Origin of the sequence: Aeromonas sp., from assembly GCF_050252055.1 — a bacterium.
GTDB classification, from domain to species: domain Bacteria; phylum Pseudomonadota; class Gammaproteobacteria; order Enterobacterales; family Aeromonadaceae; genus Aeromonas; species Aeromonas caviae.
On the sequence record NZ_JBFWLQ010000005.1, the window covers coordinates 327616 to 344425 of the forward strand.

The following is a 16810-nucleotide window of genomic DNA, read 5'->3' on the forward strand; positions in this document are numbered from 1 at the left end:
GTTCTCTCCCCGCCATGCCCATGGCGGGGATTTTTTTATGTCAGAACCCCGACCCGGGCTGTTGCAGGAAGGCGGCCTCTTCCTCCGTGCTCGCCCTGCCCAGGATGGCGTTGCGGTGGGGGAAGCGGCCAAAGCGCTCGACGATCACCTGGTGGCGCCGGGCAAAGTCGGCAAAGCCTTCGAAGGTGGCCCGGGCCGGGCCTGTGGCCTGCTCGTCGGCCAGGGCCTCGAACAGGGCGACGCTTCTGGCCTGCTGCTCTCTGGACTCCGCGTGCTCGAGGGGCAGATAGAAGAAGACCCGGGCCAGCGGCGAGAGCCCCTTGTCGACCCCGAGGGTGAGCCCCTTGAGGCACAGCGCCCTGGCCTTGTCGTCCTGGGCGAAGGCGGCGGGGGTGTGGCGGTGAAGGTTTCGCGGCAGCTGGTCCAGCAGCAGGATGAGGGCCAGGCGCCCTGCGGGATCGTCCTCCCAACGGGCGAGCTCGCCTGCTGCGGCACGGGCCGCCAGTTCGCCGAAGCGTGAGGCCAGCAGGGCATCGGTCTCGCTGCTCTTGCCCCACCAGAGGGGGGCCTGACGGGCGGCACGGGGGGCGTCGTCTGCGTCATCGCCAAACCAGAAATCGAGCAGAGGTTGCCAGGGTTGCATGGGAACTCCTTGGGCCGGTGGCCGTGAGGTGAAAACGGAGCAGGGGATCTGCCATGGGGGGCTGCCGCCGTGGCGGCTTCCCGTTACACTGTGCCATCTTTTGCCCCAAAGGGTGATCCCCGGATGGACCCGTGGTCCCCTGACCCCCTCATCACCCTGACCGGGGCAGCCCGGATGTGTCCCACTCAATAGAAGGAATGCCAGATATGGCCGGAGCCAGTTTGTTGACCCTGCTCGATGATATTGCCAGCGTGCTCGATGATGTCGCCCTGATGACCAAGGTGGCGGCGAAGAAGACGGCCGGGGTGCTGGGGGACGATCTCGCCCTCAATGCAGAGCAGGTCTCCGGGGTGCGGGCCGAGCGTGAGCTGCCGGTGGTGTGGGCGGTGGCCAAGGGATCGTTTCGCAACAAGCTCATTCTGGTGCCTGCCGCCATCGCCATCAGTGCTCTTATCCCCTGGCTCATCACCCCGCTCCTGATGCTGGGGGGGGCCTACCTCTGTTTCGAGGGGGCGGAGAAGCTGGTCCACAAGTTCCTGCCCCACGAGGAAAAGGCGCATCAGGCGGCGCCGGTGCCCGAGGATCTGGCGGCCTATGAGCACCAGAAGGTGAAGGGGGCCATTCGCACCGATTTCATCCTCTCGGCGGAGATCATCGTGATCGCCCTCGGCACCGTGCAGGGGTCGAGCCTGGGCCTGCAGATCGCCGTGGTAGCGGGCATCGCCCTGCTGATGACCGTCGGGGTCTATGGCCTGGTGGGGCTCATCGTCAAGCTCGACGACATCGGTCTGCACCTGCTGCAAAAGCCCGATGGCGGCGCCGTGCGCCGGGCGGTGGGGCAGGGGCTGCTGGTGACGGCGCCCCGTCTGATGCACCTGCTTGCCCTGGTGGGCACCATCGCCATGTTCATGGTCGGCGGCGGCATTCTGGTCCATGGCTGGCCCTTCCTCCATCATCTCATCGAAGGGACGGCGGACACGGTGGCCGCCCTGCCCGGGGTCGGCGGGGTACTGGCCGTGGTGACGCCCACCCTGCTGAGCGCCCTGGCCGGCGTGGTGGCAGGGCTGGTGCTGGTGGTGGCCATGACCCTGGTGAGCAAGCTTCAGCCCGCCAAATAGGTCGCTTGTCGGGGGAGGGCCGACAGGGGCCGTCGCACCCGGGGGCGCTCTTCTGCGGGTTGCCTCGAATGGGGGCTAGGCAAGTGCCTGGCCCCCTTCGTACTATCCGGTTTCACCCGCCCGCAGAGGCGGGGTGACCCGATATGGACGCAAACAGACAAGGACAACCATGAAACCACCCGTTTGGCGAGATGATCACATCTATGCCGCCCCCGACGATCCTGCCATCGAGGCCGCCTTCCAGGAGGCTGCCCGCGCCCTCACCCGGCTTGACGCCCTCCTGGCGGACCTGCCGGATCCCGCCCATCCCGTTGCGAATGCCAATGCCCTGCGCCACCTGCTGCGGGCCATCCGCCGCGAGGCCAACGGGGTGAAGACCCAGGCCTGGAACAGCCAGGTCTATGGTTACAACCGGCTGAGCCAGAACGGGCGCGACGAGGAGGCCCGGGTACTGCTTTCCCGGGGCCAGCAGCTGGAGGCGACCCTGGCCCAGCGCAGCAAGCCGGTGGACCTGTTCTGGGTTCGCGCCCCCGAGTCACTGGTGCGCACCCTGCTGCAAGACCCCGAGCTCTTCGAGCTCGCCTACCACATCCATCACGACAGAGCGCTGCAGGATCAGTGGCTTTCGCTCGAGAGCGAGCAGCTCATCGAGGGGTTGGCGGTGGACGGCCTGCAGGGATGGGGAGATCTCTACGACAACCTGGTGGGGCGGCTGCTGCCGGTGGTGGAGGGGGTGCCCATGGGGCTTGCCCAGGCGGACAACCTGCTCGCCCACCCGGACAGAGCGCGGCGCGCCAGTGCCTGGCACGCCATCCAGGGCGCCTGGGAGGCGGAGCAGGAGACGGTGGCCGCCATTCTCAACGCCATCAACGGCTGGCGCAACGAGCTCGGCCGCCAGCGCGGCAAGGGGCGCAGGCTGGATGCCCTCGAGGTCACCTGCCATCAGGAACACATCACGGGCGCGACCCTGGAGACCCTGATGGCGGCGGCCGGGGAGCACAGGGAGCTCGGGCGCCGCGCCTTGCGGGCCATGGCCTGTGCCCAGCAGATCACCGACTTCGCCCCCTGGGATCTCTTTGCCCCGGCGCCCCAGGCCGTGCACGGCAAGTTCGGCTTCGAGCAGGCGCTGAATCTGGTGATGGAGGCCTTTGCCGCCTTCGACCCCGAGATGGGGGCGTTTGTCCGCATGATGGCCGACAAGGGGTGGATCGATGCGGCCCCGAGCGAGCACAGGCGAAGCGGCGCCTATTGCACCGAGTATGCCGATCCGCCCGAGCCAAGGGTCTTCCTCACCTTCGAGGGGACCATGGACAACGTCATCACCCTGGCCCATGAGCTCGGCCACGCCTGGCACAGCTGGTTGCTGCGGGATCTTCCCTTCGAACAGCGGGGCTACCCCAAGACGCTGGCGGAGACCGCCTCCCTCTTTGCCGAGATCCTGGTGCGCGATGCCCTGCTGGCCGCCACCGACAAGGTGGAGCAGCGCCGGGCCATCGCCTGGCTGGACGGGGAGCGTGCCGCGAGCCTGCTTCTCGACATCCCCGCCCGCTTTGCCTTCGAGCGCGCCCTGGTGACGGCGCGGGAGGCGGGTTACGTGGGGGCGAGCCAGATGCGGGAGATGATGAAATCGGCGCAGCAGCAGTGCTATGGTGACGCCCTCAGCCAGTATGACGAGCTGTTCTGGGCCAGCAAGGGTCACTTCTCCATCGCCGAGTCCGGGTTTTACAACTACCCCTATCTGTTTGGCTATCTCTTCAGCCTGGGGCTCTATGCCCAGCATGCGCGGGCCGGGGGCGAGTTTGTGCCCGCCTATCGCGCCCTGCTGCGAGATACCGGCCGCATGAGCGCCGAGGCGCTGGTGGAGAAGCACCTGGGGGTCGATATCCGCGAACCCGGGTTCTGGCAGGAGAGCCTGCGCTATGTGGAAGAGGCGGTGGTGCGCCTCGAGCGGCTGGTGTGAAGCCTGCCCGCGAAGGTGGTGGCTCTGGCCACCTGGATTTCACGACGGGCCAGGCCCGTCCCTGACGATGAGCGTTCGATGCAACAACGAGTCTATCCACAGCAGTGGCAAAATGATCACATCTACCCTTCCCTCGACAGCTGTGTCCTCGAGGCGGACATGAGCCTGGCCCGCGCCAGCCTGGCCGAGCTGAGCGGTTTTATCGAGGGACTGGCCCTGGTTCCTCGCACCCCAGGCGCTTTGCAGGACTTCCTCAGGGAGGTACGCCTGCGGGCCCGGCGCATTCGCGACATCGGCTGGAACATCGCCGTGCTGGCCGCCTGCAAGGGGAGCCAGGACGCCCGGGATCCCCTCGCCAAGCAGGTTGCCTCCCGGGCCCGTGCCCTCAATGCGGACCTGTTCAAGACGCTTGCCCCCATCGAAGATCTGATGCTGGGGCTGCCTGCGCCCGAGTTTGAGCAACTGATGGCCGACCCCCTGCTCGGGGAGGAGGGGTACCGGCTGCGCCACGAGCGTCGCCTGCAGGATCAGCGGCTGCCGGTGGAGGCGGAGCAGCTGGTCATCGGCCTTGGGACCGACGGCCTGCACGCCTGGGGCAACCTCTACAACGATCTGGTGGGCAAGATAAGGCTGGTGATCGCGGGTCGCGAGATGGGGCTGGCAGAGGCGAGCAACCTGCTCTCCAGCCCGGATCGTGCCCTGCGCAAAGAGGCCTTCGATGCCATCAGCGCCGGCTGGGAAGGGGAGCAGGAGACAGTGGCTGCCATCCTCAACGCCCTCAACGGCTGGCGCCTGGAGCTCTCGCGCCAGCGCGGCAAACACCGGCGCCTCGATGCCCTGGATCTCTCCTGCCACCAGAGCCACATCGAGCGGGCGACTCTGGATACCCTGATGGCGGAGACCTGGCAGGCCCGCCATCTGGGCCAGCGGGCCCTGGGGCTGATGGCCGGTCACCTCGGCCTCGAGGTGCTGGGGCCGGAGGATCTCTTTGCGCCGCCCCCTGCCGCCAGCCGCCGGGAGATCCCCTTCGAGGAAGCGGTCGACATCATCGCCCTGGCCTTCGCGCGCTTTGACCCCGAGATGGGGGACTTTGCCCGCATGATGGCCGAGCGTGGCTGGATTGATGCCGCCCCCACCCCCAACCGGCGCACCGGGGCCTATTGCACCAAGTTTGCCGAGCCGGTGGAGCCGCGGGTCTTCATCACCTATGCGGGCACCATGGACAACGTCATCACGCTGGCCCACGAGCTCGGTCACGCCTGGCACAACTGGCTCATCCGCGACTTGCCCATGAGCCAGCGCAGCTACCCCATGACCCTGGCGGAAACCGCCTCCATCTTCGCCGAGACCCTGGTGCGCAGCGCCCTCTACGAGCAGGCCCGAAGCGCCGAGGAGCGTCTGGCCATCGCCTGGGCGGATGCCGATGGCGCCGCCACCTTCCTGGTCAACATCCCGGCCCGCTTCGACTTCGAGCGGGCCCTGGTGGCCGAGCGCGAGCAGGGCTATGTGTCGTCGGCCCGGCTCAAGGGGCTCACCGACGAGGCCTGGGGGCGCTGGTACGAGCAGAGCCTCGACCGTTATCACCCCCTGTTCTGGGCCGCCAAGGCGCACTTCTCCATCGCGGGCTTCGGTTTTTACAACTACCCCTACCTCTTTGGCTATCTGTTCAGCCTCGGGGTCTATCAGCAGCTGATGAGCCGCCAGGCCGCAGGGGAGGCGGGGGTGGCGAAGGCCTACCGTGCCCTGCTGCGAGACACCGGTCGCATGAGCGCCGAAGAACTGGTCGAACGGCATTTGGGGCAGGACATTCGAAAACCCGCCTTCTGGCAGGGGAGCCTGGCCCTGGTGGAAGCGGCGGTGGCGCGCTTCGCCCAGTGCGGCAGTTAACCTCGCCAGACCCGGTTTGCGCCATGTCCCGCCGGGGCATGGCGCTGCCACAGCGGCCCCGACGCGCGGTTTGGTGGCCCGAAGGGGCGTGATCCAAAGCAAGAAAGTGGGATGTTTTGGTGGCGCAAGGCCCTGTCGCTGGGGTAGTTTCGATAGAACCGACACAGTTTTTGAGGTCTTGTCCATGATCATCTATCTGCATGGCTTTGATGCCACCAGCCCCGGCAATCATGAAAAAGTGCTGCAGTTGCAGTTTATCGATGATGATGTGCGTTTCGTGCACTACAGCACGGTTCACCCCCGCCACGACATGAGCCACCTGCTCAAGGAAGTGAAGAAGCAGCTCGACATGAGCACCGATCCCAAACCCCTCATCTGCGGCGTGGGCCTGGGTGGCTACTGGAGCGAGCGGATCGGGTTTCTGTGCGGCATCAAGCAGGTGGTCTTCAACCCCAACCTGCACCCGGAAGAGAACATGCAGGGCAAGATCGACAGGCCGGAAGAGTACGAGGACATCGGCACCAAGTGTGTAACCGAATTTCGTAATAAAAATTCAGGAAACTGCCTGTGCATCCTTTCCGTTCAGGATGAAATCCGCGATAATCGGGACACTGAACGTGAATTGAAGAACTATTACGACATCGTATGGGATGAGCGCGAGACCCATAAGTTCAAGAACATCTCGCACCATCTGCAACGGATGAAGGCCTTCAAAGAAGCCTGAGCCATCACGTCAACCGATTTCGTTTTAGGGAGCCAATGGCTCCCTTTCGTTTTGAGGAACCAAGGAAAATCATCATGATGAATATTGTCGTTGTAGGCGGTGGCGCCGGTGGTCTCGAGCTTGCGACCAGCCTGGGCCGCAAGCTGGGCAAGAAGAACAAGGCCAGGATCACCCTGGTGGATCGCAATCGCACCCACCTGTGGAAACCCCTGCTGCACGAAGTGGCCACCGGCTCCATGGATGCGGGCATCGACGCCCTGAGCTACCAGTCCCACGCCAAGAACCACGGCTTCGAATTCCAGCTCGGCAGCCTGACCGACATCAAGCGCGACGAGAAACGCATCGTGCTGGCGCCGATCCACGACGAGAGCGGCGCCCTGGTGGTCAACGAGCGGGAAGTGGCTTACGACATCCTGGTGATGGCCATCGGCTCCGTCTCCAACGACTTCAACACCAAGGGCATCAAGGATCACTGCATCTTCCTGGACAGCCCCTCCCAGGCGCACCGCTTCTACAACAGCATGATGAACCGCTTCCTGCAGTTCGCCACCGAATACCAGCCCGGTGACAAGGTGAAGATCGCCATCGTCGGCGGCGGCGCCACCGGCGTCGAGCTCTCCGCCGAGCTCTACAACGCGGTGGAGCAGCTCTACGCCTACGGCTTCAAGAACCTCACTACAGACAGCCTCAAGGTGACCCTGGTGGAAGCGGGCCCCCGCATCCTGCCGGCCCTGCCGGAGCGCATCAGCGGCTCCGCCCATCAGGAGCTGGTGAAGCTGGGCGTGGACGTGCGCACCGCCACCATGATCACCGAGGCGACCGCCGAGGGCCTGCACACCAAGGATGGGGAGCTGATTGAAGCAGACCTCATGGTGTGGGCCGCGGGCATCAAGGCGCCGGACTTCATGAAGGAGATCGCGGGCCTGGAAACCAACCGCATCAACCAGCTGGTGGTCCACGAGACCCTGCAGACCACCCGGGACGAGAACATCTTCGTCATCGGCGACTGCGCCGCCTGCCCGCAGCCGGACGGCAAGTTCGTGCCGCCCCGCGCCCAGTCCGCCCACCAGATGGCGACCCAGGCGTTCAAGAACATCCTGGCCAAGATGAATGGCGGCGAGATGAAGCCCTACCGCTATCACGATCACGGCTCCCTGGTCTCCTTGAGCCGCTTCTCCACCGTGGGCAGCCTGATGGGCAACCTGATGCGGGGCTCCATGATGGTGGAGGGTTACATCGCCCGCATCGTCTACATCTCCCTCTACCGGATGCACCAGGTGGCCCTGCACGGCTACATCAAGACCGGCCTCATCATGCTGGTGGGCCGCATCAACCGGGTGCTGCGCCCGAGCATGAAGCTGCACTGAGTGCATGGCGGCTGCCGCTGCGAACATCAAAAAGGAGAGGCTTGCCTCTCCTTTTTTTATGGCCGACGCGAGTCGCTCCTGACAGCGCCTGCCGCCGTCCAGGGCGAAGACGCAGAGGGCCTAGGCAACTGCAGTCGTGTCTGCATCATCAAGGTCCCGCTTTCATCGTGGCCGGAAGCCCTCTCCCCAGCACCGGTGCCCAAGGTCGCTTTGCGGGGGAAAGTGGCACGACACAGGCCGTATGGATGGCACCTTGATGAACCTGGCTGGCGCTGTGCTTGAAGCCCCTGGCCACGCCGGGCTTATGCTTTGGCAAACGCCTTGCTACCATGACGGCAACGGTGCTTCGCGCACCCAGCCCAACTCACAGGAGACCTCATGATCCTCTCAACCACCCCCACCCTGGAAGGCAAGACCATTCGCGAGTACCGCGGCATCGTCGTGGGCGAAGCCATCCTCGGCGCCAACATTTTCAAGGATCTGTTCGCCGGTATCCGCGACATCATCGGCGGCCGCTCCGGCGCCTACGAAAAAGAGCTGGCCCGGGCCCGGGAGATCGCCTTCGAGGAGCTCAAGGAGCGTGCCCAGGCGCTGGGGGCCAACGCCGTGGTGGGCATCGACATCGACTACGAGGTGGTGGGCCAGAACGGCAGCATGCTGATGGTCAGCATCAGCGGCACCGCCGTGGTGATCTAGCCCGCCAGTGCCCGGCCCTGCATGGCCAAACGCCCCGTCACAAGCCGACCCCGAGGTCGGCTTTTTGTTGGGTGTGACGCGCAAAGGTGGGCGCAAGTGAGTGGGGCTCAAGGCCTGAACGTATCGAACGCTCCGATTGGCCGGGAATGAGGGAGAAAATGGCCCGGCCCGGAGAAGGTGCGGGAACATGGGGAGGCACAGGGCCTGAAGGTCGGCAAAGTTGTTCAATTTTGCTATTCGATAATGAGTTATCGTTTGATATATCTAAACAAAAAATGACCTGTCAGGGGTCGCAGAGCCCAGGTCGGGACGAACATGGCGAGGTGCAGGCGGCACTGTACTCGCATCCCGCCCATAAAAAGAGGTCGCCCGGGCGACCTCTTTGTCGTCTGCTAGTTCGCTGCGGATCAGGGCAGGGCATCGGCCCGGAAGGTGTTGCAAGGATCTGTGTCCCTCGTGTCTCAATCGATCAGGGCAATGCATCGGGCCGGAAGCTGGCGCGGATCTGCGGCACCAGGGGGGAGGGGTCGAAGCCTTTCTCCTCCCCGAGCACCGGGTGGAGCAGGGGTTGGTCCCGGATAGGGGTGAGGTCCCCCGCCAGCAGTTGCCTTGTGGCCTGGCCCATCTGGTAGAGCTGGCGCACCGGGTCGAACTGGCGGGCGAGATCCAGCCCGTCCCCGGCCCGGGTGAAGGTCATCATGGGGATCTGGTAGCTGGCATCCCGTGGCGGTTTGGCGCCGTGGATACCCTTGCCCGCCGACATCAGGAAGGGCTGGTGGTCCCCGAAGGCCACCACCAGGTAGCGCTTGCCGGAGCTGTCCAGGGTCTTGAGCAGCCGCTCCAGGGAGGCCATGGCATCCACCACCCCGGTGTAGTAGGTGTTGAGCAACTGGGTATCCGCCGGGCTCTGATCCGGGCAGGCGCCGCTGCGCTGCTGGGCCCGGTAGCGATCCCCGTCGAAGGGGCCGTGCCCCTGCATGGTGACCGCGTAGGCGAACAGGGGCTGATCGTCCTGGTTGCTGCGTTTGAGCAGGTGATCGATGAGGGCATCGTCGGAGATGTAGAGCCCCTTGTGCTCGAGGGCGGTGAAGCGGGTATCGAACCAGCGCTCCTCATAGCCGAGGGCCGGGATCGCCTTGGCGCGGCCCCAGAACTTCTCCACATAGGGGTGGGCGAACAGGGTCTGGTAGCCGCTCTGGGCTGCGCTGCGCGCAAGGCCGGGCACCTTGTCCGAGAGGTAGTAGTAGGGCACCACCCCCTGTTTGAGCAGGCCCACCGGCAGGCCGGTGTTCATCTCGAACTCCGCCAGTACCGTCATGCCGCCCGTGGTGGGGGAGTGGATGGTCTTGCGCCATTGGGCCACGCTGGCGGGCAGGCTCAAGGTGGGGGCGGGGGCGCAGAGACGGCCCTGCCAGTCAAGCCAGAGCGACTCGTATTGCAGCACGATCACCAGATCGAAGCGGGGAGCCCTGGGCTGGGCGGGCAGGCTCAGCTCCGGGGTGCGCTCGTTGATCTGCAAGGGGTAGCGAAACACGTTGCCGCTTTGCAGCATCTCGTCCACCAGGTTGAACAGGTAGAGGCCGGGGCCGGCGCGGATGATGTCCCTGTGGTAGTTCACCGCCCTGTCCACGTAGCGGATGTTGGCCCCGAGCAGCTTGTTGCCGGTCTGGGTGGCGAACACGCAGAGGGCGAAGAAGGCGGCGGTGGCGGCGGCGGTGCGCAGCAAGCCCCGCAGGATCCAGCGGGAGAGGGCGAAGCGCCACACCAGAAAAAGGAGCCCCAGCACGACGAGTACCGGCACCACAGGGTGCTGATCGAGCAGGATGTGCAGCAGGGCCAGCAGGTTGCCCAGATCGTCCCCCCCCAGCGGCACCCCGTAGATGGCGATCTTCATGAAGTTGGCGAGCAGCCCGATGCCCGAGAGGGCGGTGAAGAGCAGCCCCATATAGAGGCTGAAGCCCGCGAGGGCACAGAGGCTCCAGCCCAGCACCATGCTGCCCCAGGCGAGGTAGTAGTGCTCTGGCCGAAAGCCCGACCAGAACAGGAATTCCCCCAGCTTGAACACCACGAAGCCGTGAAGCAGCACGAAGGTGAGGTTGCCGAGCAGCAGGCTGCCTGCCACCCGGGCGCGGTAGCTTCGGCGCAGCCGCGGCAGCAGGGCCTTGAGCACGGCGGCGCTCACCAGCAGCACCAGCAGCAGGCTGGTCATCAGGTAGAGGAGGTTGAAACCGCGCTCCGGCAGGGTCTGGAGGATCTGGCTGTATTCGGCGCTCTCCGGCCTGTCTGCCAGCAGCAGCCCGATGCGCAGCTGGTAGCGGCTGTCCAGGGCGTCGTCGGGGGCGCGCAGGGCGCTGTTGAGGCTCAGGGTGCAGCGCTCCTTGCGGCACTTCTGGCGCTTGTCCACCGCCTGGCTCAGCTGATCGATGCGCACCCCTTTGTCGTTGAGCAGCTCCACCCGCACCTTGTCCCCCTCCTGCAGGGGTTTGAGCAATTGCCACTGGCTGCGCACCACCAGATAGAAGCCCCGGTTGTCACTTTTGTAGAGCAGGCTGTAGCGATTGAGGGTAGCGATGGGCTGATCCGCCGGGCCCAGAATGAGGGGGGCGGCACGCCCGAGCCAGCTGACGGGGTTGAGCAGCGGCAGGGCGAGGGTCAGCAGCAGCAGGGCGGTCAGCAGACCCAGCAACAGCCCGGCCAGGGGCTGGGAGGCGGGGCGGTGGCCGGTGACGGGGGCATTCATAAGGGCTCATCCTTGGAGCGGTCATGGCAGCGACGACTGCCTCTATTTTGACCCGATGGTGCGTGGCTTGTTCCTTGATGTCAATTTAATGACAACAAGATGAATATTCCGTGATGAGCACAGTGAAGCAATTTGTGATCCCGATCTGCCAGGGGCACTCATTCTGTGATGAAAGCGTCATCATGAGCCTTTGCTGCTGGTCTGGGAGGGGGGCGCTGTTTAGTCTCTCAGTAACGGTTGGAGGTACATGTATGAATCCCAAAGTTGCGGCGCGTCAGGCCAGATTGCTCCAGATGCTGGAGAGCAAAGAAGAGATCCGGATCGGGCGGGAGCGGGACTGCCCCCTGCCGCTGCCCCAGCTCGTCCGGCTGACCGAGGATCACCCGGACGTCGTCAAGGTCTACGGTCACGGGCTCACCGCCGAGGTGTTCCATCTCAAGGTGGAGGGGCACCACTGGTGCCTGAAACGCTGCCGCCAGGACTCTCTGGTGGCCAATGTGGACGGCAAGACCGCCTTTCTCACCGAGCAGGAGCGGCGCCGGGAGATAGAGAGCCTGCGGGAGCTGCACCCCACCATCCTCTCCAACGTGGTCTGCACCAGTTTCGGCTCCGCCCGGGCCGGGGTGCTGGTCTCCCCCTGGCTGCGGGGGGAGCCGGTGCGCACGCTCTGCGAGCGCAACCTGGCGCAGATGCTGGCGGTGGAGGCGGAGCTGGCCCGCTGGGGCTGGTTTGACTGGGATCCGAGCCCGGGCAACCTGCTGGATGACGGCCAGCATATCTCGGTGTTCGATTTTGGCTACATGTGGCCCTTCGATCCCCTGCACGAGTTCAACTCCAACGGCCTCACCGATCCCGACTTCCATGTGCCTGAGCGGCTGGAAACCCGCACCCTCTCCGGGCTCTGGCTGGACGAGGCGGATCCCTTGCCGCTGTTTCGCCGCTGGCGCGAGCTCTGCCTCGCCTGGGCCAGGGGAGAGCTGCAATACCTGTCGCGGGAGGGGGCGAGCGCCCCCGTGCTGGCGCGGATGCAGGGACTGGTGGGGGAGTGGAGTGCGGCGCTGGCAAGCGACGAGGCGCTGGCGGCCAACTGGTGGCGCGACATGTACCGCAGCCATCGGCTCGACATCCTGGACGATCTCAGCGGCAAGAGCTGCGGCCCGCTCACCCTGCGCCGCCTCGACTGGCTGGAGCAGGCGGTACGGGAGCACTTCCCGGCCCTGGTGGACAATCTGGCCCCTGACGAAGCGGGGCTCGGTCAGGCCGGGTTGCTGCAACGGCTGGGAGGGCTGCGCGAGCAGATCCGGGCCAATCTGCTGCCCACCCGGGCTACCCTGGTCACCAGCTGATGGTGGAAGAAGAGTGACAAGAGGGGCGCCGTGGCGCCCCTCTTTGCTGAGTGGGGAAGGCCGCCCCGGGTGTGATGTGGCGGAGGAGGCTCGTTGTGTGCCAGCGCCGGGGCGACTCAGTCGAGCAGTTCCCGGTGCAGGCAGTTGACGATGTGGCCCGCCTCGTCCTCTTTGACCAGGAAGCAGAGGTTGTGGGCGCTGGCGCCGTAGCAGATCATCCGGATGTTGTGCTCGCGGATGGCGTCGAACACCTGGCTGCCCACCCCGGCCGCTTCGCTCATGCGGTTGCCGATGAGCGCCACCAGGGCGAAACCGGTCTCCACTTCCACCTTGCACAGCTGGCCGAGCTCCGCCAGCACCTTGTCGTTCAGGATGGGTTCGCCGTTGCTCTGGCTGCCGGTGTGATCCAGGGTCAGGGAGACGCTCACCTCGGAGGTGGTGATGAGATCCACCGAGATGCGGTGACGGGCCAGGATGCCGAACACCTCGGCCAGGAAGCCGTAGGCGTGGAACATGTTGAGGCTGTGCAGGGTCACCAGCACCTGCTGGCGGCGCAGGGCCACGGCCCGGAACAGCGGGTTGCTGCGGGTGGTGGCGCGGATCCAGGTGCCACCGGCGGCGGGATCCTTGGCGGAGCCCACGAACACCGGGATGTCCTGGCGCAGCGCGGGTTGCAGGGTGGCCGGGTGCAGCACCTTGGCGCCGAAGGTGGCCATCTCCGCCGCCTCCACGAAGCTGATTTCGGGGATGGGGCGGGCGCGGGTAACCAGGCGGGGATCCGTGGTGTAGATGCCGGGCACGTCGGTCCAGATCTCGATGCTGCCTGCGTCCAGTGCCTCGGCCAGGAGGGCCGCGCTGTAGTCGGAGCCGCCACGGCCGAGGGTGGTGGTGCGGCCATCGCCGTCGGCACCGATGAAGCCCTGGGTGATGACCAGGCTGTCACCCAGCAACGGGCCCACCGCCTGCTGGCAGAGGGCGCGGGTCGCCGCGAGATCCACGGTGGCCTTGCCAAAGCGGCTGTCGGTGCGCAGCAGTTGGCGCGCATCCTGCCACTGGGCCTTGACCCCGCGCTGGTGCAGGAGTTCGGTGAAGAGACGAGTGGACATCAGCTCGCCGCAGGCGATGAGGCGATCGGCGAGTTCGGCGTCGGTGTGCTGACTGGCCTGACGGGCCATGGTGCGAATGTCGCCGAGCTGGGCATGGATGAGGGCGCTCACGTCGCTCGGGTTGCCAAGGGCGGCCAGAATGGCCAGCTGGATGTCGGCAAGCCTGGCAAGCTGGGCATCCTGTCCGGCTTCGTCCAGTTCACCCTGAGCCAGGCTCACCAGCAGGTTGGTGACGCCGGCGCTGGCGCTCAGCACCACCACCCGGGTCGCCGGATTGGCCAGCACCACATCGGCGCAGTGGTTCATGGCCGCGGCATTGGCGACGCTGGTTCCGCCAAACTTGGCGACATTGATCGGGTTCATTGCATACTCCTGTCTCAAGGTGAAAATCCGGTTTCATCGGGCAAATAGAGAGGAGGAGGCAAAAAATGGCAGGAAAACGCGAGGATCCCGGCCAGAAGCACTCCACCTGCAGAGCCCATCCCGTACCCGCCCCAAGTGGGGCGCGGTGTGGGATGACCACTACCGATGACAACCCGGGGGATTCAGCCCCCGCAGCCGACGTGGCGGTGTCCAGTCACTCGCCTCGTCTCGGCGCTGCTCCCCCTGACCCAAGTTCACCGGACACTGGTGTCCTCCCCTGGGCTGCCTGGGCAGCGCTCCTCTTCTGGTGCCACCTGTGACAGGTGGCGTGCATGTACAAATACCTTGGTCTGGATTGCACTGTCAATCGAGTTCGTAAAAAAGAACAAAATTGACGGTAACCAGGCACAAGATCAATCAGTTACGAAATGGTCTTGGACAAAACCTTGGAGCGACGCTGCCAGTTGTAGAAGCGCTGGCGCTCCACCGGCAGATCTTCGACTTCCAGGGGATCGAAGCCCCGCTCCCGGAACCAGTGGATGGAGCGGGTGGTGAGCACGAACAGGCGACGGATGCCGAGCCGCTTGGCCCGCTCGGCCACCTTGGCGATCAGGGTGTCTCCCCGGTTGGAGTTGCGATACTCCGGGTGGATGGCGACGCAGGCCATCTCGGCCATGGCTTCTTCCATGAAGCAATAGAGGGCGGCGCAGCCGATGATGAGGCCGTCCCGCTCGATGATGGTGAACTTGTCTATCTCCATCTCCAGCTGCTCCCGGGAGCGGCGCACCAGGATCCCTTCCTCCTCCAGCGGACGGATGAGATCCAGGATGCCGCCGATGTCTTCAATGGTGGCGGCCCGGGCCCGCTCGGCGCTTTCGCGCACGATCTGGGTACCCAGCCCCTCGCGGCTGAACAGCTCCTGCAGCATGGCGCCGTCGTCCTGATAGCTCACCAGGTGGGAGCGGGGCACGCCACCCCGGCAGGAGGCGATGGCCGCGCGCAGGTAACGGGCGGTGCCGGACATCTCTTCCCCCGCCTGCTCCAGCGCCACCAGCAGCTCTTCGGCCTGCTCGGGGAAGAGCTCGGAGATGGCCTCCCCGTGCCTGTCCATGACCCCCTGGGTGCTGCTGAAGCAGATGAGCTTGTCGGCTTTGAGATCCACCGCCACCCGGCGGGCTACCTCTTCCGAGCTCAGGTTGAAGCTCTCGCCGGTGACCGAGCAGCCGATGGGGGAGATGAGCACCAGGCCGTGCTGATCCAGCTGGCGGGTGATCCCCTCCACATCGATGCGACGCACACGGCCGCTGTGGCAGAAGTCGATGCCGTCATCCACACCCAGCGGCTGGGCGGTGACGAAGTTGCCGCTCACCACACTGATGCGGGCCCCCTGCATGGGGGTGTTGGCGAGCCCCATGGAGAGCTGGGCGGTGATGTCGTATTGCAGACCGCCGCACACCTGCTTGATGATGGCGAAACTGGCATCGTCGGTGACCCGGATCCGCTTGTGATACTGGGCCTGAATGTCGGCGCGGGCCAGGGCCTCGTCATTTTGCGGACGCGAACCAAACACCAGTACCAGGCGGATCCCCAAGGTCTGCAGCAGGGCGATGTCGCTGACGATGTTGGCGAAATTGGGGTGACAAATGGCTTCCCCGCCGATCATCAGGACGAAGGTGGCACCCCGGTGCACATTGACATAGGGGGTGGATTGCCGAAAGGCATGGACCAGGCTGGGTTCGCGTTCACGCACGTGTTTCATTCCATAAAAAAGCAGCAATTCGCCCAATATATGAAAATAAATTCACAAATCAAGACTAAATATCGACATGGTGTTTTTTTGTCGCCATTTTGACCAGTGCGGGCGGGGAGGGGAAGACGCAGGCGAGGGCGGGAGGGTCGCCCCGGGGGCCGCTCCCTGGTTGATCCGGGCTAATAACCTGATATCTTCGGTGTTCCTTTTCGTCAGCCGCATTGCGCGGGGTTTTATACAAGGACAGGGCATATGGAGCAGATTATTTCACCGGCAGAGGCGCTGCCGGGACGGCGGGAAGCGCTGGAGATTGGCCAGGTGCACGCAGTAAACGGCCACCCGACCCAGGGACCCTGGCCCGAGGGGATGGAGCTTGCCTGGTTCGGCATGGGCTGTTTCTGGGGTGTGGAGCGTCTGTTCTGGCAGCAGCCCGGAGTCTATTCCACCGCCGCCGGGTATCAGGGGGGGCTGACCCCCAATCCCACCTACAAGGAGGTGTGCAGCGGCCTGACCGGCCACGCCGAGACGGTGCAGGTGGTGTTCGATCCCAAGGTCATCAGCTATGGGGATCTCGTCAAGCTGTTTTGGGAACACCATGATCCGGCCCAGGGGATGCGCCAGGGTGGCGACATCGGCACCCAGTATCGCTCCGTCATCTTCGTCGGGGACGACACCCAGGAGGCGATTGCCCAGCAGAGCCTGGCCGCCTACCAGCAGGCCATGACGGCGAGCGGTGACGGGCGCACCATCACCACCCGCATCCTGCCGCTGGCCCCCTTCTACTATGCCGAGGATTATCACCAGCAATATCTGGAGAAGAATCCCGAGGGGTATTGCGGCCTGGGGGGCATTGGCGTCTGCCTGCCTCCCAGCCTGAATCGCTGAGGCGTCATTGCATACCACGGGGGCCATCAGGCCCCCGTGTCATTGTGATGAAAAATAATTGAAAAAAATGCGTCAGGTGGGGAACTAAACTGAACCCTGGCTGACCAACAGGGTAGCGACCACGGATGGTTGCCAAGACCAGACACATTTTTTTGCCCCGAAATTCATTACTCTGACAAGCGCGATGAATTGACAATGCTAGCAAGCAGGGCTGCCCGATGAGGC

The 16810-nt window shown here is 64.9% G+C and carries 12 protein-coding genes and 1 riboswitch; of the genes, 8 read left to right on the forward strand and 4 right to left on the reverse strand.

Features of this window, described 5'->3' with window-relative positions; all coding sequences use genetic code 11:
- Positions 1-40: 40 nt before the first annotated feature.
- The gene (locus tag AB7E19_RS11620; protein WP_103243330.1) at positions 41-643 is read right to left on the reverse strand and encodes a DUF924 family protein; all 603 of its coding nucleotides are present in this window, start codon (positions 641-643) and stop codon (positions 41-43) included.
- 206 nt (positions 644-849) lie between these two features.
- Between AB7E19_RS11620 and AB7E19_RS11625 the strand changes: the two genes are divergently transcribed.
- From AB7E19_RS11625 to AB7E19_RS11650, 6 genes are all read left to right on the forward strand, one after another.
- Positions 850-1761: a DUF808 domain-containing protein gene (locus AB7E19_RS11625; RefSeq protein ID WP_427935342.1), complete on the forward strand. Its 912-nt coding sequence runs from the start codon at positions 850-852 to the stop codon at positions 1759-1761.
- A 169-nt stretch (positions 1762-1930) separates the two neighbouring features.
- A complete protein-coding gene (locus AB7E19_RS11630) occupies positions 1931-3721 on the forward strand; it encodes a M3 family oligoendopeptidase (protein ID WP_427935344.1) in 1791 nt (596 codons plus the stop codon).
- 78 nt (positions 3722-3799) lie between these two features.
- On the forward strand, positions 3800-5608 hold the full coding sequence (locus tag AB7E19_RS11635; protein ID WP_323926003.1) for a M3 family oligoendopeptidase: 1809 nt from the start codon (positions 3800-3802) through the stop codon (positions 5606-5608).
- 184 nt (positions 5609-5792) lie between these two features.
- Entirely contained in the window at positions 5793-6332 is a 540-nt protein-coding gene (gene ycfP / locus AB7E19_RS11640) for an alpha/beta hydrolase YcfP (protein WP_005331594.1), read from the forward strand.
- Positions 6333-6406: 74 nt separating this feature from the next.
- The gene (locus AB7E19_RS11645; RefSeq protein WP_041212859.1) at positions 6407-7699 is read left to right on the forward strand and encodes an NAD(P)/FAD-dependent oxidoreductase; all 1293 of its coding nucleotides are present in this window, start codon (positions 6407-6409) and stop codon (positions 7697-7699) included.
- Between the two features lie 378 nt (positions 7700-8077).
- Positions 8078-8395: a heavy metal-binding domain-containing protein gene (locus AB7E19_RS11650; protein WP_010674360.1), complete on the forward strand. Its 318-nt coding sequence runs from the start codon at positions 8078-8080 to the stop codon at positions 8393-8395.
- 469 nt (positions 8396-8864) lie between these two features.
- On the opposite strand, the gene AB7E19_RS11655 is transcribed toward AB7E19_RS11650, so the two are convergent.
- Positions 8865-11135: an LTA synthase family protein gene (locus AB7E19_RS11655; protein WP_427935347.1), complete on the reverse strand. Its 2271-nt coding sequence runs from the start codon at positions 11133-11135 to the stop codon at positions 8865-8867.
- A 251-nt stretch (positions 11136-11386) separates the two neighbouring features.
- Here AB7E19_RS11655 and AB7E19_RS11660 point away from each other — a divergent pair, with 251 nt between their 5' ends.
- Positions 11387-12481: a hypothetical protein gene (locus AB7E19_RS11660; protein ID WP_427935349.1), complete on the forward strand. Its 1095-nt coding sequence runs from the start codon at positions 11387-11389 to the stop codon at positions 12479-12481.
- A gap of 116 nt (positions 12482-12597) precedes the next feature.
- Here AB7E19_RS11660 and lysC read toward each other — a convergent pair whose 3' ends face one another.
- Positions 12598-13950: a lysine-sensitive aspartokinase 3 gene (gene lysC, locus AB7E19_RS11665; protein ID WP_010674363.1), complete on the reverse strand. Its 1353-nt coding sequence runs from the start codon at positions 13948-13950 to the stop codon at positions 12598-12600.
- Between the two features lie 87 nt (positions 13951-14037).
- Positions 14038-14262: riboswitch (Lysine riboswitch) on the reverse strand.
- Between the two features lie 109 nt (positions 14263-14371).
- On the reverse strand, positions 14372-15700 hold the full coding sequence (gene argA / locus AB7E19_RS11670; RefSeq protein ID WP_427935352.1) for an amino-acid N-acetyltransferase: 1329 nt from the start codon (positions 15698-15700) through the stop codon (positions 14372-14374).
- A gap of 252 nt (positions 15701-15952) precedes the next feature.
- Here argA and msrA point away from each other — a divergent pair, with 252 nt between their 5' ends.
- On the forward strand, positions 15953-16585 hold the full coding sequence (gene msrA / locus AB7E19_RS11675) for a peptide-methionine (S)-S-oxide reductase MsrA (protein ID WP_010674365.1): 633 nt from the start codon (positions 15953-15955) through the stop codon (positions 16583-16585).
- Positions 16586-16810: the final 225 nt, after the last annotated feature.